We start from the raw sequence: 14798 nt of genomic DNA on the forward strand, positions 1-14798 counted from the left end.
TGCCCCGGCCTTTTCTCGTCTCGAAAGGCCGGGATTTTTTTAAGCAACAGGCTTCTTGGCCAGCTTGCGTTGCAGGGTGCGGCGATGCATTCCCAATTGGCGGGCGGTGGCCGAGACATTGCCCTTATTGGCATTGAGTACCTGCTGAATATGTTCCCACTCCAAGCGCTTGGGGTGCAGCGGGGTTTCATCAGGTAGGGATGAAGCCGTGTGGGATTTAGGCTCGACTTTGAGTGCCGCCAGCAGTGTTCGGGTGTCGGCCGGCTTGGCCAGATAGTTGTCTGCCCCCAGTTTCACCGCCTCCACCGCAGTGGCTATGCTGGCAAAGCCTGTTAGCAGCACAATACAGGCCTTGGGCAAGCTGGCTCGCAGCGGCACTATCAGGTTGAGGCCGTTGCTTTGCGCCAATTTCATATCCAGCAGCACATGGCTCGGTTGCCAGCTACGGGCGCTGAGCAGTGCTTGGCTGGCATCTTCGGCATGGCAGCACTCGAAATCATGCCGCTGCATACGCCGCTTCAGAATGGCTGCCAGCGCCAGGTCATCTTCAACTATCAATAACCGCTTCATGCCGCATCTCCTTTACCGGCAGAAACCGGCAATAAGGGCAGACTGATACGCGCCTCACAGCCCTGTGGGCCGTTGTGCAACACCAGCTCGCCCCCCAGCTTCTCCAGGCTGGCGTGACTCAAGAGCACGGCAACCCCCATACCTGTGCGGCTCGCCACCGGCATCAGCCCAAGCTCGCCCAAGAGATGCGCCTCTATGCCGCGGCCATAATCCTTGATGTTAATTTCAAGCCGAGTGTCACCTAGGGAGTCGAAGCCAATTTCAACCTTGGGCTCGCCTGTATTGTTGAGGCTGGCCTTGGCGGCGTTATCCACCAGCGCCAGCAGCGCCGGCAATAGACTGGCATCTGTGATAATTTCACGTTCAGTCAGGCCAGCAGGCAGGGTGAGACTGAAATCCACCTCGGGCATCAACAGCATGAGTTGCTGGCGCATATTTTGCCCCAGTGCCGCCAATGTCACGGCCTGGCGGCGACGTTCACGAATCGATTCGGTGGCGCGGCGCAGTTCATTGAGAGTGACTTCACAGCGGGACAGCGCCTGGCCCATTTGCGCCTGCGCCTCGGCATCCAGGCCCTCTTCCATGGCTTCATCCAGCAGTAATCTCAGGCTCGCCAGCGGCGTTGCCAACTGGTGTGCCATCTGCGCCGAAGCTGTGCCCAACGCCAGCAGTTGTTCCTGCCGCAGCTGATTTTCCCTCAGCCAACCAAGCTCGGTATCCTGGCGCCGCAGACGACGGCTTATCAGAGCGACACTGGTGGTCAACACCAGTGCCGATACCACAAAGTTAAGCCACATCCCCAGGAAGTGAGAGCTCATATCCATGCCGTGATGGCGCATATGCCCTTCCGGCAAGCTCAAGATCATCAGGCTGTAGGCCAGGGTCGACAGCGCCGCCAGGCTCCAACTGCCCCAGGCGGGCAAGGTGACCGCCGCCAGCGCAATCGGCACCAGCAGCAGCGAAATAAAGGCATTTGTGGCCCCACCGGAAAACCACAGCCAGGAGATCCAAAACAGGGTATCCAGCAACAGGGCGATAAAGATACCGGCACTCTGGCGATAGAGGGGATGACGCAGCCACAGGGTCAAGGCCAGATAGGCGCTTTCCAGCCCAAACACCCACCACAAGGGTTCAGGCTGCAGCGTCAGGCCAAAGGCATCGCTGCCGAGCAGGGTCAGCCCCAGTTGCAGCAGCAACCCCAAAACCCGCAGCAACGCCAGTTGATCGGCCGCCGCCAGGCCACCGGTTCGACCAAATATGCCATCCATTCCCATCCGGGTGCTTTTCATTCGTCTATTATCCGAAAACCTGCAAAGGCATTGAGGCGGCAGATATGCCAAGTTGGCTGTGGTGTCACAAGACTCAGGGATATCAATGCCTGCCGCTATCGCCTTGGCACAGCTGCTTTACATCATTAACAAGGCTTCACATTTTAGGGACTTTTCAAAGCCAAAGCACTTGTTTACCCTGTGGATTCACCTTTTTTCATTCCTGAGAGGCTGCAGAACCCGCCGATGACCACTTCCTCTTCTTTGCCGCTGATCCTGGCCGGCCCGATATTGCGCCACTGCGACCGGGACCATTTCACCCTCTGGTGGGTCAGCAGCAAGCCGTTGAGCCCGCAATTGACGCTTAAGTTGAGTCACAAATCGGCGCCCTTGCCGCTGAATGAAGAACAAGTGCACAGAGTACAACTGGGTGAACATGCCTGGCAGTATCTGCTGCACCTGGAGGTTCCCGGATTGCTGCCCCAAGGGCAAGCCGTGGGTTACAGCTTGGAAGATGCCGATGGTCAGTCGCTGTTCGCCGATATCGAAGGCCTGTGTTATCCGGATAAATCCACCCCCGAACTGGTGCTGCAGCCCAGGCTGGATCGTTTGCTGCACGGCTCTTGTCGCAACCCGCATCATCACAGCGGCGACGCACTGGTGGCGGCCGATACTCAGCTGGAGCAAAACAATGCCCCGGCAGAGCGACCGGCGCTGCTGATGTTGAGCGGCGATCAGCTCTATGTCGATGACGTGGCTGGCCCCACCCTGGTGGCTATTGCCCAGGTAATAGCGCTGCTGGGGCTGAAACAGGAGAACTTTAGTGACGCCCCGCTCAAAGACTCGGCGCAGATAGATTATGGCCCAGACTCCCTCTACCTGCGGCCGAAACAGCTCTTGCCCCGTACCCAGTATCCGGCCAAGACTGCACTCTGGCGCTGGTATATCAACCACCCCATCTTTACCTCCTCGATGGCAGAAAACCATCTGCTGAGCTTCGCCGAAGTTACTGCCCTGTATCTTTTAATCTGGTCGCCGGAACTGTGGCAGCAACTGGAACTGCCGCAACAGTTGCCCGGGCTGAGCGGTAAACGGGCACAGGAGTGGCAGGCCCAGTGGCAACATCTGTTGGAGTTCAAGGCTGGCCTTGGCAAGGTTAGGCGCCTTTTGGCGCATCTGCCTACCTATATGATTTTCGACGATCATGACATTACCGACGACTGGAACCTGACGGCCCGCTGGGAAGAGGCCGCCTATGGCCACGCCTTCTCCAAGCGCATCATAGGCAATGCCTTGCTGGGTTACACCCTGTTTCAGGCTCTCGGCAATCAACCCAAGAGGTTTACCGACTTTTTCGAAGAGCTGAGCGGCCTCTATCTGGCCGACAGTGAGCGCCAGGATGCCCTGATAGACAAGCTGCTCAAGTGTGAGAACTGGCACTACACCCTGGATACTCAACCCAGAATGGTGGTACTGGATACCCGTACCCGCCGCTGGCGCAGCGAATCCAACCTGGCCAAGCCTTCCGGGTTGATGGATTGGGAGGCGCTGATGGATCTTCAGCAGGCACTGCTGGGGCAGGATAAGGTCATCATAGTGTCGGCGGCACCGATTTTCGGGGTCAAACTGATTGAGGCGGTGCAGCGCACGGCCACCCTGATCGGAGCTTCGCTGCTGGTGGACGCCGAAAACTGGATGGCGCACCCTGGCGCCGCCAACGCCCTGTTGTCGATCTTCATGCACAGACGTACCCCGCAGGAGTTTGTGATCCTCTCCGGCGATGTGCATTACTCCTTTGCTTATGACATAGGGATCCGCTTTCGCCGTGCCAGTCCCAACATCTACCAGATCACCGCCAGCGGCATCAAAAATCAGTTCCCGGAAAAGCTGCTGCCTGTGTTTGATAAGCTCAACGGCTGGCTCTATGGTCATTTCTCGCCGCTCAATCTGCTGACCAAACGCAAACGTATGTCGATCCGCGGCCGCCGCCCCAATGGGGAACGCAGCAAACGCCTGGTCAACCAAAGCGGTATCGGCCTCCTGGAACTGGCAGAAAACGGCGCCCCCCAGCGGATAGCCGTACTGCATGCCGATATGAGCCTGACCGAGTTTCAAGCGCCCAAAGAGAGCCGCGACTGACAAAGGCTCAAGCTTGCTCACCTGCCTTTGGAGTCGTTTTCGGCGGATTGATATCAGGAGTGGTTATCGTCTCCTTGACAACTTCCGAGGCACAGGCGTCTGGATAAAGCTCATCATAGACATCCAGCGCCCTATCACGGAAAGAAAGCACGATGTAACCTATCAGCAACTCCAGTGCAATCACCACAACACCATACCAAGAGCCAAACAACTTAAGGAACAGATCCCAAAGCTCAGCGGTATCACCGCTCTTGATCGCGATACCGGCCAAACCGGACAAGGGCAAGATCAATATGGTTACACCAAAAGCAGTCAACAGATTAGTACTTATTTTAATTAAGGTTTCCGCATGTACTTCTCTGGCTTTACGACTCCTTTGCTCCACTTTCATTTGTCACATCCTTTTATTGACCTAATACAATCAAAATAACTGTTACTTTGGCTAATGTTAACCATCTCTAGCAAGTACAGCACCCACCTCTCGACTGCAATACAACACACTGAATGGCTACCTGCTCCAATTCATATGTTCCCATTGAAGTAATGGCGCATCGACCGGCTTGTGGCATACTCAGGCGAAACCACCTTGGGAGCCTAAGATGCATCTGTGTCACTGCCAACTTGAGCAACATGGCGAGGCGATACGCGCCATCTTCAACCATGCCATTGCCCATACCACAGCCCTTTATGAATACCAGCCAAGGAGCGAGCAGCAGATCCGCGACTGGTTCGGCGCCAAACAGCAAGGCAACTGGCCGATTCTGGGCGCCGAGGATGAGCAGGGACAACTGTTGGGATTTGCCAGCTTAGGCCCCTTTCGCGGCTATCCGGCCAACCTCTACTCGGTGGAACACTCTGTGTATGTGCACCCGGAGCATAGAGGCAAAGGGGTGGCGCGCTTTCTGATGCAGCATTTGATAACCCAGGCCCGGGAGCGCGGCATGCGCACCATGGTGGGCGCCATAGATGCCGGAAACCAGGCCAGTATCGCCCTGCACCTGAAGTTGGGGTTCAAACACTCAGGCACCCTACCCCAGGTGGGCTATAAGTTCGGTCGCTGGCTGGATTTGGCGTTTTATCAGCTTATGCTGCCGGGACCTGCCGAGCCCAAAGAGAACTAACTCTATTCTGGCGCGAGTCGATTTTCGTCTTATGCCCCTGAAAAAATTCATCATTCCCGGGCAATCCGCCAGCGGCCATCTACACTTATTCAAGCGTATTTACGAATAAGGGAACCCGATTAGATGACACTGGATTATATCGCACTGGGGCTGCTGCTCTTTGTCGCCCTGGTGATCTTCTACGGGGTGATAGTGATCCACGACATCCCCTACGAGCTGGCCAAGAAACGTAACCACCCCCATCAGGACGCCATTCACTACGCCGGCTGGGTGAGCCTGTTTACCCTGCATGTGCTGTGGCCGTTTCTGTGGATCTGGGCCACACTCTGGCGCGAGGACCGGGGTTGGGGCTTTGACAAAATTCAACAGGAGCAGCAATCACTGCACCATGAAACCGTACTTCTGGCGCAGCAGTTGGAGCTATTGAGTGAAAAAGTCGCCGCCCTGGAAGCCCAAAAACATGCCGCAGAGGCTCTTGCAGCGCCGAGTGTCCAAGTCCAAAGCCAAGCCCCAACCCAAGTCCAAACATCTTCAGAAGAGCCCCCAGCCGACCCCAAACCCACCAGCGGCGTGAACTTGGATACGGCAACAGACTCGGCCGACATTCCAGCTACAGATAATCAGAGCCAGAGCAATAACAAGAATGAGGAGAACAGATAAATGGATCTCTTGCTTATCCTCACTTATACCGCCATCTGCGTCGCCATCTTCAAGATTTTCCGCATCCCGCTCAACAAGTGGAGCGTGCCTACTGCCGTGCTCGGCGGAGTAGTACTGATAGGCACCTTGATTTTGTTGATGAACTACAACCATCCCCATACCGCCATGGGCAGCCAGATGTATGTCACCACCCCGCTGATCCCCTCGGTGCGCGGCAAGGTCATAGAAGTGCCCGTCATCCCCAACAAACTGCTGAAGGAGGGCGAGCTGCTGTTCCGGGTCGATCCGACTCCTTATCAGACAGAAGTCACCCGGCTGGAGGCCAGCCTGGAGCAGGCCAAACAGGCGGTATTGGGGCTGGACGCCGCCTATAAGGCCGCCGAGGCCAGTCGCATCAAGGCCGAAGCCGAACGGGACAGAACCCAACTGGAATATGAGCGCTACCGCAGCGGTTTTGAAAAAGGCGCCTTTACCCGCGCCGATGTCGACAACCGTCGTCAGTACTATCTCGGCGCCCAGGCCTCAGTAGAGGCGGCCGAGGCCGAAGCCCGGCGCGCCAAGCTGGCACTGGAAGCCGAGTATCAGGGGCAAAACACCCAGGTGGCCGAAATTGCCGCCATGTTGGAAAAAGCCAGATTCAATCTGGAAGAAACCAGCATGCGCGCCCCCTCAGACGGTTATGTGACCCAGTTGACCCTGAGACCGGGAATGATGGTGGTGCCCATGCCCCTCAGGCCTGTGATGACCTTTGTCCATCAAGAGGAGCGCTTTTTTGTCGGCGCCTTTAGGCAAAACTCGCTGCTGCGGCTGAAACCCGGTTTCAAGGCCGAGCTGATCTTCCGCGCCCTGCCGGGCAAGGTGTTTCAAGCTGAAGTGGTCGAAGTGCTGCCGGCCATAGGTGAATCTCAGGTGCAGGCGCAGGGGCAGCTCTATGGCTCGTCACAAATTCGCCTCAACGGCCGGCCACTGGTAAAACTCAAGCCGCTGGATGATCTGAGTCAGTATCATTTGCCACTGGGCACCAATGTGGAGATCGCCATCTATTCCGACAGCTTTGAGCATGTGTCAATCATGCGTAAGGTATTGATAAGGATGAAAAGCTGGCAGAACTACCTCTATCTGGATCACTGATATTCCTTATCGACGCGCAAGCCTTTGGCAAGAGTAAAAAGCCCCGGGAACACTCCCGGGGCTTTTTTGTATCCCATCTCAGCCTCAGCCGATGGCGGCCTCGGGAGCCGCCTGGAAGCGCCTGGCGTGATAGAGGCAGAAGAGTGCAAACCAAGCGGCACTCACCAGGAAACCGGCCAGAGTGGAATGCAGCAGCCCCATGGCCAGATACCCCAGCGCCGCCCCGAAGGCGACGGTCAGGGCATAAGGCAACTGGGTCAGCACATGATCTATATGGTGACAGCCGGCGCCGGTGGCCGACAAAATACTGGTACTGGAGATGGGCGAGCTGTGATCGCCAAACACAGCGCCGGCCAGCACAGCCGACAACATGGGCAGCAGGAGTTGGATATCGCTGGCGGCGGCCATATCACCGGCGAGTGGCAACATGATACCGAAAGTGCCCCAGCTGGTGCCTGTGGCAAAAGCCATTGCACAGGAGAGCACAAACACCACCACAGGCAGCAGCCCTGTGGGCAGGTTGCCGTTGGCCAGGCTGGCGAGATATTTGCCGGTTTCCATGTCACGCACCACGGCGCCTATGGTCCAGGCAAACAGCAGTATGTTGATCGCCGGCAACATGGCCATAACGCCTCTGGGGGCGGCGCGCAGCCAAGTGGATATCCCAAGACCGAGACGCAGAGCCAACAGGCCGGACACCGCCAGGCTGCAAAGGGCGCCATAAACCAAAGACGAACCCACATTGGTATGTTCAAAGGCGCCCAGCACACTGAAGGCCTGACCATTGGCGGCCAATACCTGAGCCCCGGAGTCCAGCATGAAATAGATACTCGCCGCCGTCAGTGTCACTATCGGCAACACCATATCCAGCATGCCGCCGCGGCTGTCGGCCGGGGCTTCCATATCCAGCCCTATTGGCCGGCCCTTGGATTCATCCCAGAGCTTGCCTTCGAGCGCCCGTTGCTCATGCTGTCGCATCGGCCCAATATCCAGTTGGAAGGCGATGACTACCACCACCATGATCAGGGTAAATACCGCATAGAGATTCATGGGGATCATCTGCACAAAGGCGGCGATCGGGCTCTGCTCTGTCACCCCATGGGCCACGAGTATGCCGCCCACCAGGGCGATGATATAGGCCCCCCAGGAGGAGATGGGCATCAATACGCACACGGGTGCCGCGGTTGAGTCCAGCAGATAGGCCAACTTAGCGCGGGAGATCTGGAATCTGTCGGTCACAGGGCGGCAAATGGGCCCCACCGACAGACTGTGGAAGAAGTCGTCAATAAAGAAGGCAAACACCATCAAGCCGGTGAGCGACTTGGCGCTCTTGCGGCTCTGGCAGCGCCTGGCGGCCCATTCGGCGAAGGCCCGGGTCGCCCCCGAGGCGGTCATCAAGCTGATAAGCCCACCCAGCAGCAGCATAAATAGCAGCATATTCAGGTTATCGCTGTTGGGAGCACCATCGACCCAGAAGATTTTCAGCACACTGTCAAACAGGTAGCGCAGCGATTGCAGCGGTGAAAACTGCTGTAACATCAGGCTGCCGGCGACTATGCCAACCCCGAGGGAGAGCAGTACTCTACGGGTGATGATCGCCAGCGCAACCGCCAGCAGAGGAGGAACTATGGACCAGGGAGAGTCCGCAAAATGCATGATATTCATGATCTCTTTACACCTAAAACAACTAAGGTGGAGATCTACCGATAGGATCGAAGAAACTCAGACCAAGGAGGGCAGAAACTTCTCAGTTCCTTCAGGTAGCGCTCCATAGTGGATGACTATGGCAGTCCTGCACCTGTTAGATACAGAACCAGCAGCTAGGTTTGATGGCCTGGCTACTTCGGCACCGACTCCTTTCCCCGGGCCTCAAAGGCATCACCCTCTTCCCGGTTACTCTTAGGCAGCGCGCCTCTACTCAAAGGTATTCGACTGGCATTCTAACTATCACGGCCCCAATAGCAAGCCAGATTGTGCCTCTGGCGGTAAATATCCCTCCCGGTTGGCATTAAGCCTTTGGCAAGTGACTCATGTCTGGGCTCGCAAATGCCAACTCCGGCTGTTGACGGCAACCACAGCTACACCTAGGATCGCCCTCCCCTACCGCGACACTGAAATAACAATTAAAGGTGTGCAAATGACTCTGTTACAACGTTTTTGTGTGGCACTCTGTGCCTTGTTCTCCAGCCATTCCATGGCAACGCCCACCCGGTCACCTATACTGCTGCAAGGCGCCATGGATGTCGAAGTCGACACCCTGGTTCAGGCCCTGAAAGACCCCAAACAGACAACTCTTGGTTCCTGGACTTTCTGGCAAGGCACTGTGGATGGCTATCCTGTCATAGTGTCCCGTACTGAAATAGGTATGGCCAATGCCGCCGCCTCCACCACACTGGCGATAGAAAAATTTCAACCCGGTTTTATTATCAACCAGGGCACCTCCGGCGGCCACGACCCGGCGCTGCACCGCGGCGACATAGTATTGGGGAAATACAGCTTCAATATGGGTTCCTATCGCAGCGTTCTACACCCCAAAGGCCAGGGCATAGATCCCAAACGCTGGCATAACTTCGATGTCACCATGCGTTTGCGTCAGGATGGCAAGCTGGTGGAACACAAGCGCTTTGATGCCGATCCCAAGCTGCTGGCTCTGGGACAACAACTGGCGTCAGCTTATCGCCATGGCAAGGTAGTGACCGGCGTGATCGGCAGTGCCGATGAGTGGAACCGCGAAGTCGACCGCATCGAGTGGCTGCACCAAACTTATCAAACCTCGGCCGAAGAGATGGAAACCGCTGCGGCCGCCCTGGTTGCCAAGGCCTATGCGATCCCTTTTATCGGGATTCGGGTACTCTCCAATACCGACCTGCACGGCGAAGAGTTTGAGCCACAAACCGCTATCCACTGTCAGCAGTTTGTCATTGAGTACACCAAGAAGTTGATCGCAGGTTTGGAAGGTAAATAAAACCTAGTCGCTCTAATGGCAAACAAGTGCCGCTGGATTGTCTCTTTGGCGTTTCCTGTAAGCACCTAATCTTAAGTAATCAGCAATAAGAGAAATGGCTTGGATTACCGGCTGGAAAACAAACATTGCGGGCACCACCAGGGTGCCCGCATCATAACTGTCAGACAGGATAACTTGGGTTTAGTCACGCAGCTTGTAGCTGACCTCGACCCTGTCGGAGAAAGTTACCTGGCCATACTCATAGCTCTGGTTGATAGCGCCTTCAGCCATCATGGCGGCCTTGTACATCACAGGGCGCACCGGGCCTTGGTCGAAATAACGAATCGACCAGACGCCATCGAGTTTCTCGCCGAATCCGGCTGCCAGCTCACTGGCCTTTTGCTTGGCATCTTCAATGGCCGCCTGCCGCGCCTGCTTGCGCATCTCGGCTTCTTTACTGGACTTAAGGTTGATCTGGTTCACCTTGTTGATCCCGCCTATTAGCGCCGAGTCCAGTATGGGGTTGAGCTGATCCAACTGTTTCACCAACACGGTCACACTGCGACTGGCGCGATACCCCTTGAGCTCGGGCGCCTTGTCCTTGAGGTAAACATACTCAGGTTGCAGATTCAGATTGGCGGCTGCAATCGACTCCTTGGCGACCCCAGCCTTGAGCAGGCGCTCGATAAAAGCGGCCACCGCCTTGTCGGATGCGGCCTTGGCCGCCTTGGCATCAGATTCGCTTAATGACACTTCAACATGGATTTCAGCCATATCCGGCTCAACCTGTATCTGGCTGACGCCTGTAGTTTCCAGCAGAGGTCTATCCTGAGCCAGTACCGAGTGGCTCATCAGAGTAGCGGGTAACAGTGCGCCTATCAGCGCCAGATTCAGCAGAGATTTTTTCATCTTGGTTCTCCAAAAAGTTCGCTTTCGTTGACCATAGAAACGCAGCCAGCTGACAAAAGGGTTAAAAAAATCAAAAAATTTTTCAACGAGGTTTTGAAGCGGCAACCGAGATGGCAACATAGAACATAAATTAACCAGCCCAACTGTACCTTTTCTATGGCTGAGGTATAATCGCCGCCAATTTTACCGGCACCCAAGCGTGCTCCATCAGCTTTAGCATTGCGGAAAACAGCTCTTGAAGAAATCAGTCGACATTTTTGATCCCAAGCAGACCACAACTCTGGACACTCCGGCCAAGACTCTGGCACAGGAAAACAGCCCTGCCGAGGCCCAAACCAGCGGCAATCGCATCGGCTTTGTCAGCCTGGGCTGCCCCAAGAACCTGGTGGATTCCGAGCGGATCCTCACCCAACTGCGCATCGACGGCTATGAGGTTACCAACAGCTATGACAATGCCGACCTGGTAATAGTCAACACCTGTGGCTTTATTGATGCCGCGGTGGAAGAGTCGCTGGATGCCGTGCGTGAAGCGTTGGAAGAAAACGGCAAGGTGATAGTCACCGGCTGCCTGGGCGCCAAGGAAAACCAGATCCGCGAAGTGCATCCGGATGTACTGGAGATCACCGGCCCCCACAGCTATGAAGCCGTGCTGAACCATGTGCACAAATATGTGCCCAAGCCGGAGCACAACCCCTTCACCTCGCTGATCCCGCAAGCCGGCGTTAAGCTGACCCCCAAGCATTATGCCTACCTGAAGATTTCCGAAGGCTGCGACAACCGCTGTACCTTCTGCATCATTCCGGCGCTGAGGGGCGATCTGGACAGCCGCAGTGTCGGCAGCGTGCTGGATGAAGCCAAACGCCTGGTGGAAAGCGGCGTTCAGGAAATTCTGGTCGTCAGCCAGGACACCTCGGCCTACGGCAAAGACAAGGGCGGCCGCACCGACTTCTGGAACGGCATGCCGGTGAAGCAAGATATCACTACCCTGGCCCGCCATCTGGGCAAGATGGGTGTGTGGGTACGCCTGCACTATGTCTACCCTTACCCTTGGGTCGATGAGCTGATCCCGCTGATGGCCGAAGGACTGATCCTGCCCTATCTGGATCTGCCACTGCAGCACGCCAGCCCTCGTGTGCTCAAGATGATGAAGCGCCCCGGCCGGGTCGACCGCCAGTTGGACGCCATCAAGAAATGGCGAGAAATCTGCCCGGATCTGGTGATCCGCTCAACCTTTATCGTTGGCTTCCCCGGTGAAACCGAAGAGGATTTCGAAATCCTGCTGGACTTCCTGCGTGAAGCAAGGCTGGACCGCGTAGGCTGCTTCAAGTACTCGGAAGTCGATGGCGCCGTGGCCAACACCTTAGCAGAGCTTATCAGTGAAGAGGTCAAGCAGGACCGCTATGAGCGTTTCATGCAGGTGCAGGCCGAGATCAGTGCCGAGCGGCTGGCGCGCCTGGTAGGCCGTGAGCTGGATGTCCTTATCGATGATGTGGACGAGGAAGGCGCCATTGGCCGCTGCTATGCCGATGCACCTGAAATCGACGGCATGGTATTCTTAAACGGAGAAGTGGAACTGAGCCCAGGGGACATGGTGCGCGCACTGATCACTCATTCTGATGAGCACGATCTGTGGGCCGAACTGGTGCAGATGCCGGATTAAACTCTCCCAACACCTTGGAGAAATCTTTCTTGAGGTGTCAGCAGGGTGAAAAGATTAGAGTCATAAAATCAAAAGGGGCAACACCCTGTTGCCCCTTTCCATTGCGTCCTTTACGACTGTATGATCCTTTGCCCTTCTTCGGCTTCTCGCTGCGACAGCGAAACAGTGAACTGGTCACCACGGCCTTGAGGGCGTTATCTTTGATCTGTCCACGACCGGATTCATGTTCCAGCAGTGCGGTCTGCTTAATATATTTGGCCATATCGGCTCCTTATTTCAGTGGAATGAGACTTGCCCGACCATACCGGACAAAAATCGCGCAAATACTACTCCCTTTTGTACCAATAACCAAATATCTTAATCTTGGCCCAAAGTACAATGTCGCGTTTCGCCTTATTCATGTTATTAAAAACAATCACTATTCAGTCTGTTTCAGTCAATCCGGGAGGGTTTGTTCTGTGATATTCAGGTTCTGTTGTCTGGCGCTGCTGGCACTCGCTTGTTCACCACAGCTGCTTGCCGCAGAAACCTGTGAGCTGACCATGGGGTATCGCACCAATGCCAGGGCCCCCTATATTGCTGAAGCACCGGATAACAGTGGCCTCTATCTCAGCCTGTATCAAGACGCGGCGGCAAGAATAGGTTGTAGTCTCAAGGTAGTGCGAGCGCCGAAAAAGCGTATTCTCTGGGAAATTGCCAAGGGCAATATCGACTTCTATCCCGGGCTGGCCTTCTCCAAAGAGCGCCACGACTACGCGCATTTCATCGCCAACGGCCTGTCTGAACGCTATATCGGCGTCAGCCGCGCCGACTTGAGTGACATCACCTCGTTGCAGCAATTGGTGGATAAGCAACTGGTGCTGCTTATCTCCCCCGGCAGCTATCAGTTGGGTGGTTTACCGGACAAATTGATAGTGCGCAAGCCACCGGACATGAGCACAGACTCGGCGATAGCCTTTCTCAAACAGCATCAGGGTGATTTCTATGTCTACGATGAATCAACCCTGAGATATTGGCTGAAAACCCATCCTCAGCACGGGCTGAAACTGCATCCCTACTGCTGCGATCACAGGCGACAAGGACACCTGGGCTTCTCACGCAAGAGCCGTTATTTCAGTGCCGGAACCAATCCAAATTATATTGCCGACAGGCCGATATCCATTGACAACAGCCCTTGGGAGTTGCAGCCGGACAGCCTAGCCTACGCACTGCAGCAGGCCTTGCAAGACATGGCCGAAAGCGGTGAAACCGAGCGGCGTTATCAATACTATATGCAGCAGGTATCACAAGCGGCGGCTGTGCCCTAATCCTCCTGTTCATACAAGGAGTATTGCCTCCTATTCCATTGATACATTTTGGATCAATTCAGCCTGAGTCCAGCATCTAATGGGTACACTGCTGCTTTTGGGTCGCAAAGAGTTGTAATATGTTTTCCCGCAAGCCGTTGACGCCACAGGCACAGCTGGACTTGGCCATGACCTTGATGGCCGAGGAGGAGCAGCGCCTGCATAACGCCCTAGAGCTGGTACTGCACAGCAGTCAGCAAGCGATAACAAAGCGCCTGCAACGGGCCAAAATCGATGCCGATATCTTCCCGCCGGTTCATCAGGACTATCTCAATGCCATGGCACTGCAACATCTGTTCACCATGCTGCATCAGGGAGACGAGCAAAGAGCCAACAGCATCTGCAATAACCTAAGAGAACTCAGCCAATGCCTACAGCCCGCCATTCAGGACAATGCCCACTGCGAAGAACAATATCGGCCGGTTTAATGCTGCTTTGTGGCTTGGCGCTACTTCCCGCTTCCAAGGCCCAGAGCAAACCGCCCCAAGTCACTCCCGACCAGAGCACATCCGAGTTGTTGTTACAACTGGATCAGCGGCTGCTCGCCAGCCGTAGCGCAACCAAAACCTTGAGCGACTGGTGTGATGAATATCAACTGGCCACAGACGCCAGCATTCGCGCCGAAGGAGAAAAGCATTTTATTCATGATGCTCCCAAGGAGGTCTACCGTCAGCTTAAAGTGGCGCCGGGAAGCCGACTAGGCCATCGCAAGGTGCGTCTTATCTGTGGCGATAGAGTGTTATCTGTCGCTGACAACTGGTATGTGCCCGAGCTCCTTACCCAGGAGATGAATCAACAGTTACAGCATACAAAAACCCCGTTCGGCACCGCCGTCAAGGCGCTGGACTTCAGGAGAGAAAACCTCCAGAGCCTGAAGCTGTGGCAAGGGAGCAAGGTGCTGCCGCCATTTGTATTGCAACACAAGGCGCTGCTTTTGCGAGCCGATGACAAGCCCTTTAGCCTGGTCATTGAACGTTACACCAGTGAACTGCTTCCCAAGTCGTCCGCAAATAAGCCGTCCGCAAAACAGCCAAGCATGGCGCAGTAATC

Annotated in this window: 14 protein-coding genes, 1 pseudogene and 1 riboswitch; of the genes and pseudogenes, 9 read left to right on the forward strand and 6 right to left on the reverse strand. The window is 55.6% G+C overall.

Annotated elements, in window-relative coordinates; all coding sequences use genetic code 11:
* Positions 1–39: 39 nt before the first annotated feature.
* Together E1N14_RS19015 and E1N14_RS19020 are read right to left on the reverse strand one after the other, a co-directional pair.
* Positions 40–570: a response regulator transcription factor gene (locus E1N14_RS19015; RefSeq protein ID WP_025010206.1), complete on the reverse strand. Its 531-nt coding sequence runs from the start codon at positions 568–570 to the stop codon at positions 40–42.
* Positions 567–1859, reverse strand: coding sequence for an ATP-binding protein (locus E1N14_RS19020; RefSeq protein WP_371873755.1), 1293 nt, complete (start codon positions 1857–1859; stop codon positions 567–569). Before E1N14_RS19020 ends, E1N14_RS19015 begins: the two co-directional genes overlap by 4 nt.
* Before the next feature lie 225 nt (positions 1860–2084).
* Here E1N14_RS19020 and E1N14_RS19025 point away from each other — a divergent pair, with 225 nt between their 5' ends.
* Positions 2085–3977 carry an alkaline phosphatase D family protein gene (locus tag E1N14_RS19025; protein WP_062793879.1) on the forward strand — a complete coding sequence of 631 codons (1893 nt, stop codon included), beginning with the start codon at positions 2085–2087 and terminating at the stop codon, positions 3975–3977.
* Between the two features lie 7 nt (positions 3978–3984).
* Here the strand turns inward: E1N14_RS19025 and E1N14_RS19030 are convergent, their stop codons facing one another.
* Complete coding sequence (locus E1N14_RS19030) at positions 3985–4368, reverse strand: hypothetical protein (protein ID WP_025010208.1); 384 nt, start codon at positions 4366–4368, stop codon at positions 3985–3987.
* Positions 4369–4576: 208 nt separating this feature from the next.
* Here E1N14_RS19030 and E1N14_RS19035 point away from each other — a divergent pair, with 208 nt between their 5' ends.
* From E1N14_RS19035 to E1N14_RS19045, 3 genes and pseudogenes are all read left to right on the forward strand, one after another.
* Positions 4577–5098, forward strand: coding sequence for a GNAT family N-acetyltransferase (locus E1N14_RS19035; RefSeq protein WP_025010209.1), 522 nt, complete (start codon positions 4577–4579; stop codon positions 5096–5098).
* Between the two features lie 123 nt (positions 5099–5221).
* A pseudogene (locus tag E1N14_RS22110) lies at positions 5222–5456 on the forward strand (DUF3302 domain-containing protein); the annotation flags it as partial.
* A gap of 302 nt (positions 5457–5758) precedes the next feature.
* Complete coding sequence (locus tag E1N14_RS19045; protein WP_062793878.1) at positions 5759–6889, forward strand: HlyD family secretion protein; 1131 nt, start codon at positions 5759–5761, stop codon at positions 6887–6889.
* An 84-nt stretch (positions 6890–6973) separates the two neighbouring features.
* Here E1N14_RS19045 and E1N14_RS19050 read toward each other — a convergent pair whose 3' ends face one another.
* On the reverse strand, positions 6974–8554 hold the full coding sequence (locus E1N14_RS19050) for a Na+/H+ antiporter NhaC family protein (protein WP_025010211.1): 1581 nt from the start codon (positions 8552–8554) through the stop codon (positions 6974–6976).
* Positions 8555–8642: 88 nt separating this feature from the next.
* A riboswitch (Lysine riboswitch) is annotated at positions 8643–8814 on the reverse strand.
* A gap of 212 nt (positions 8815–9026) precedes the next feature.
* Between E1N14_RS19050 and E1N14_RS19055 the strand changes: the two genes are divergently transcribed.
* Positions 9027–9854 carry a 5'-methylthioadenosine/S-adenosylhomocysteine nucleosidase gene (locus E1N14_RS19055; RefSeq protein WP_025010212.1) on the forward strand — a complete coding sequence of 276 codons (828 nt, stop codon included), beginning with the start codon at positions 9027–9029 and terminating at the stop codon, positions 9852–9854.
* Between the two features lie 180 nt (positions 9855–10034).
* On the opposite strand, the gene E1N14_RS19060 is transcribed toward E1N14_RS19055, so the two are convergent.
* The gene (locus E1N14_RS19060) at positions 10035–10742 is read right to left on the reverse strand and encodes an oxidative stress defense protein (protein WP_025010213.1); all 708 of its coding nucleotides are present in this window, start codon (positions 10740–10742) and stop codon (positions 10035–10037) included.
* Positions 10743–10977: 235 nt separating this feature from the next.
* On the opposite strand from E1N14_RS19060, the gene rimO reads away from it, so the two are divergent.
* Entirely contained in the window at positions 10978–12402 is a 1425-nt protein-coding gene (gene rimO, locus E1N14_RS19065; RefSeq protein ID WP_025010214.1) for a 30S ribosomal protein S12 methylthiotransferase RimO, read from the forward strand.
* A 37-nt stretch (positions 12403–12439) separates the two neighbouring features.
* Here rimO and E1N14_RS19070 read toward each other — a convergent pair whose 3' ends face one another.
* A complete protein-coding gene (locus E1N14_RS19070) occupies positions 12440–12664 on the reverse strand; it encodes a ribosome alternative rescue factor ArfA (protein ID WP_025010215.1) in 225 nt (74 codons plus the stop codon).
* A 196-nt stretch (positions 12665–12860) separates the two neighbouring features.
* On the opposite strand from E1N14_RS19070, the gene E1N14_RS19075 reads away from it, so the two are divergent.
* From E1N14_RS19075 to E1N14_RS19085, 3 genes are all read left to right on the forward strand, one after another.
* Positions 12861–13709, forward strand: coding sequence for a substrate-binding periplasmic protein (locus tag E1N14_RS19075; RefSeq protein ID WP_025010216.1), 849 nt, complete (start codon positions 12861–12863; stop codon positions 13707–13709).
* A gap of 119 nt (positions 13710–13828) precedes the next feature.
* Entirely contained in the window at positions 13829–14176 is a 348-nt protein-coding gene (locus E1N14_RS19080; protein WP_025010217.1) for a hypothetical protein, read from the forward strand.
* Positions 14176–14796 carry a hypothetical protein gene (locus tag E1N14_RS19085; RefSeq protein ID WP_025010218.1) on the forward strand — a complete coding sequence of 207 codons (621 nt, stop codon included), beginning with the start codon at positions 14176–14178 and terminating at the stop codon, positions 14794–14796. The genes E1N14_RS19080 and E1N14_RS19085 overlap by 1 nt, the downstream gene beginning before the upstream one ends.
* Positions 14797–14798: the final 2 nt, after the last annotated feature.

The organism is Shewanella algae (assembly GCF_009183365.2).
Taxonomy (GTDB): domain Bacteria; phylum Pseudomonadota; class Gammaproteobacteria; order Enterobacterales; family Shewanellaceae; genus Shewanella; species Shewanella algae.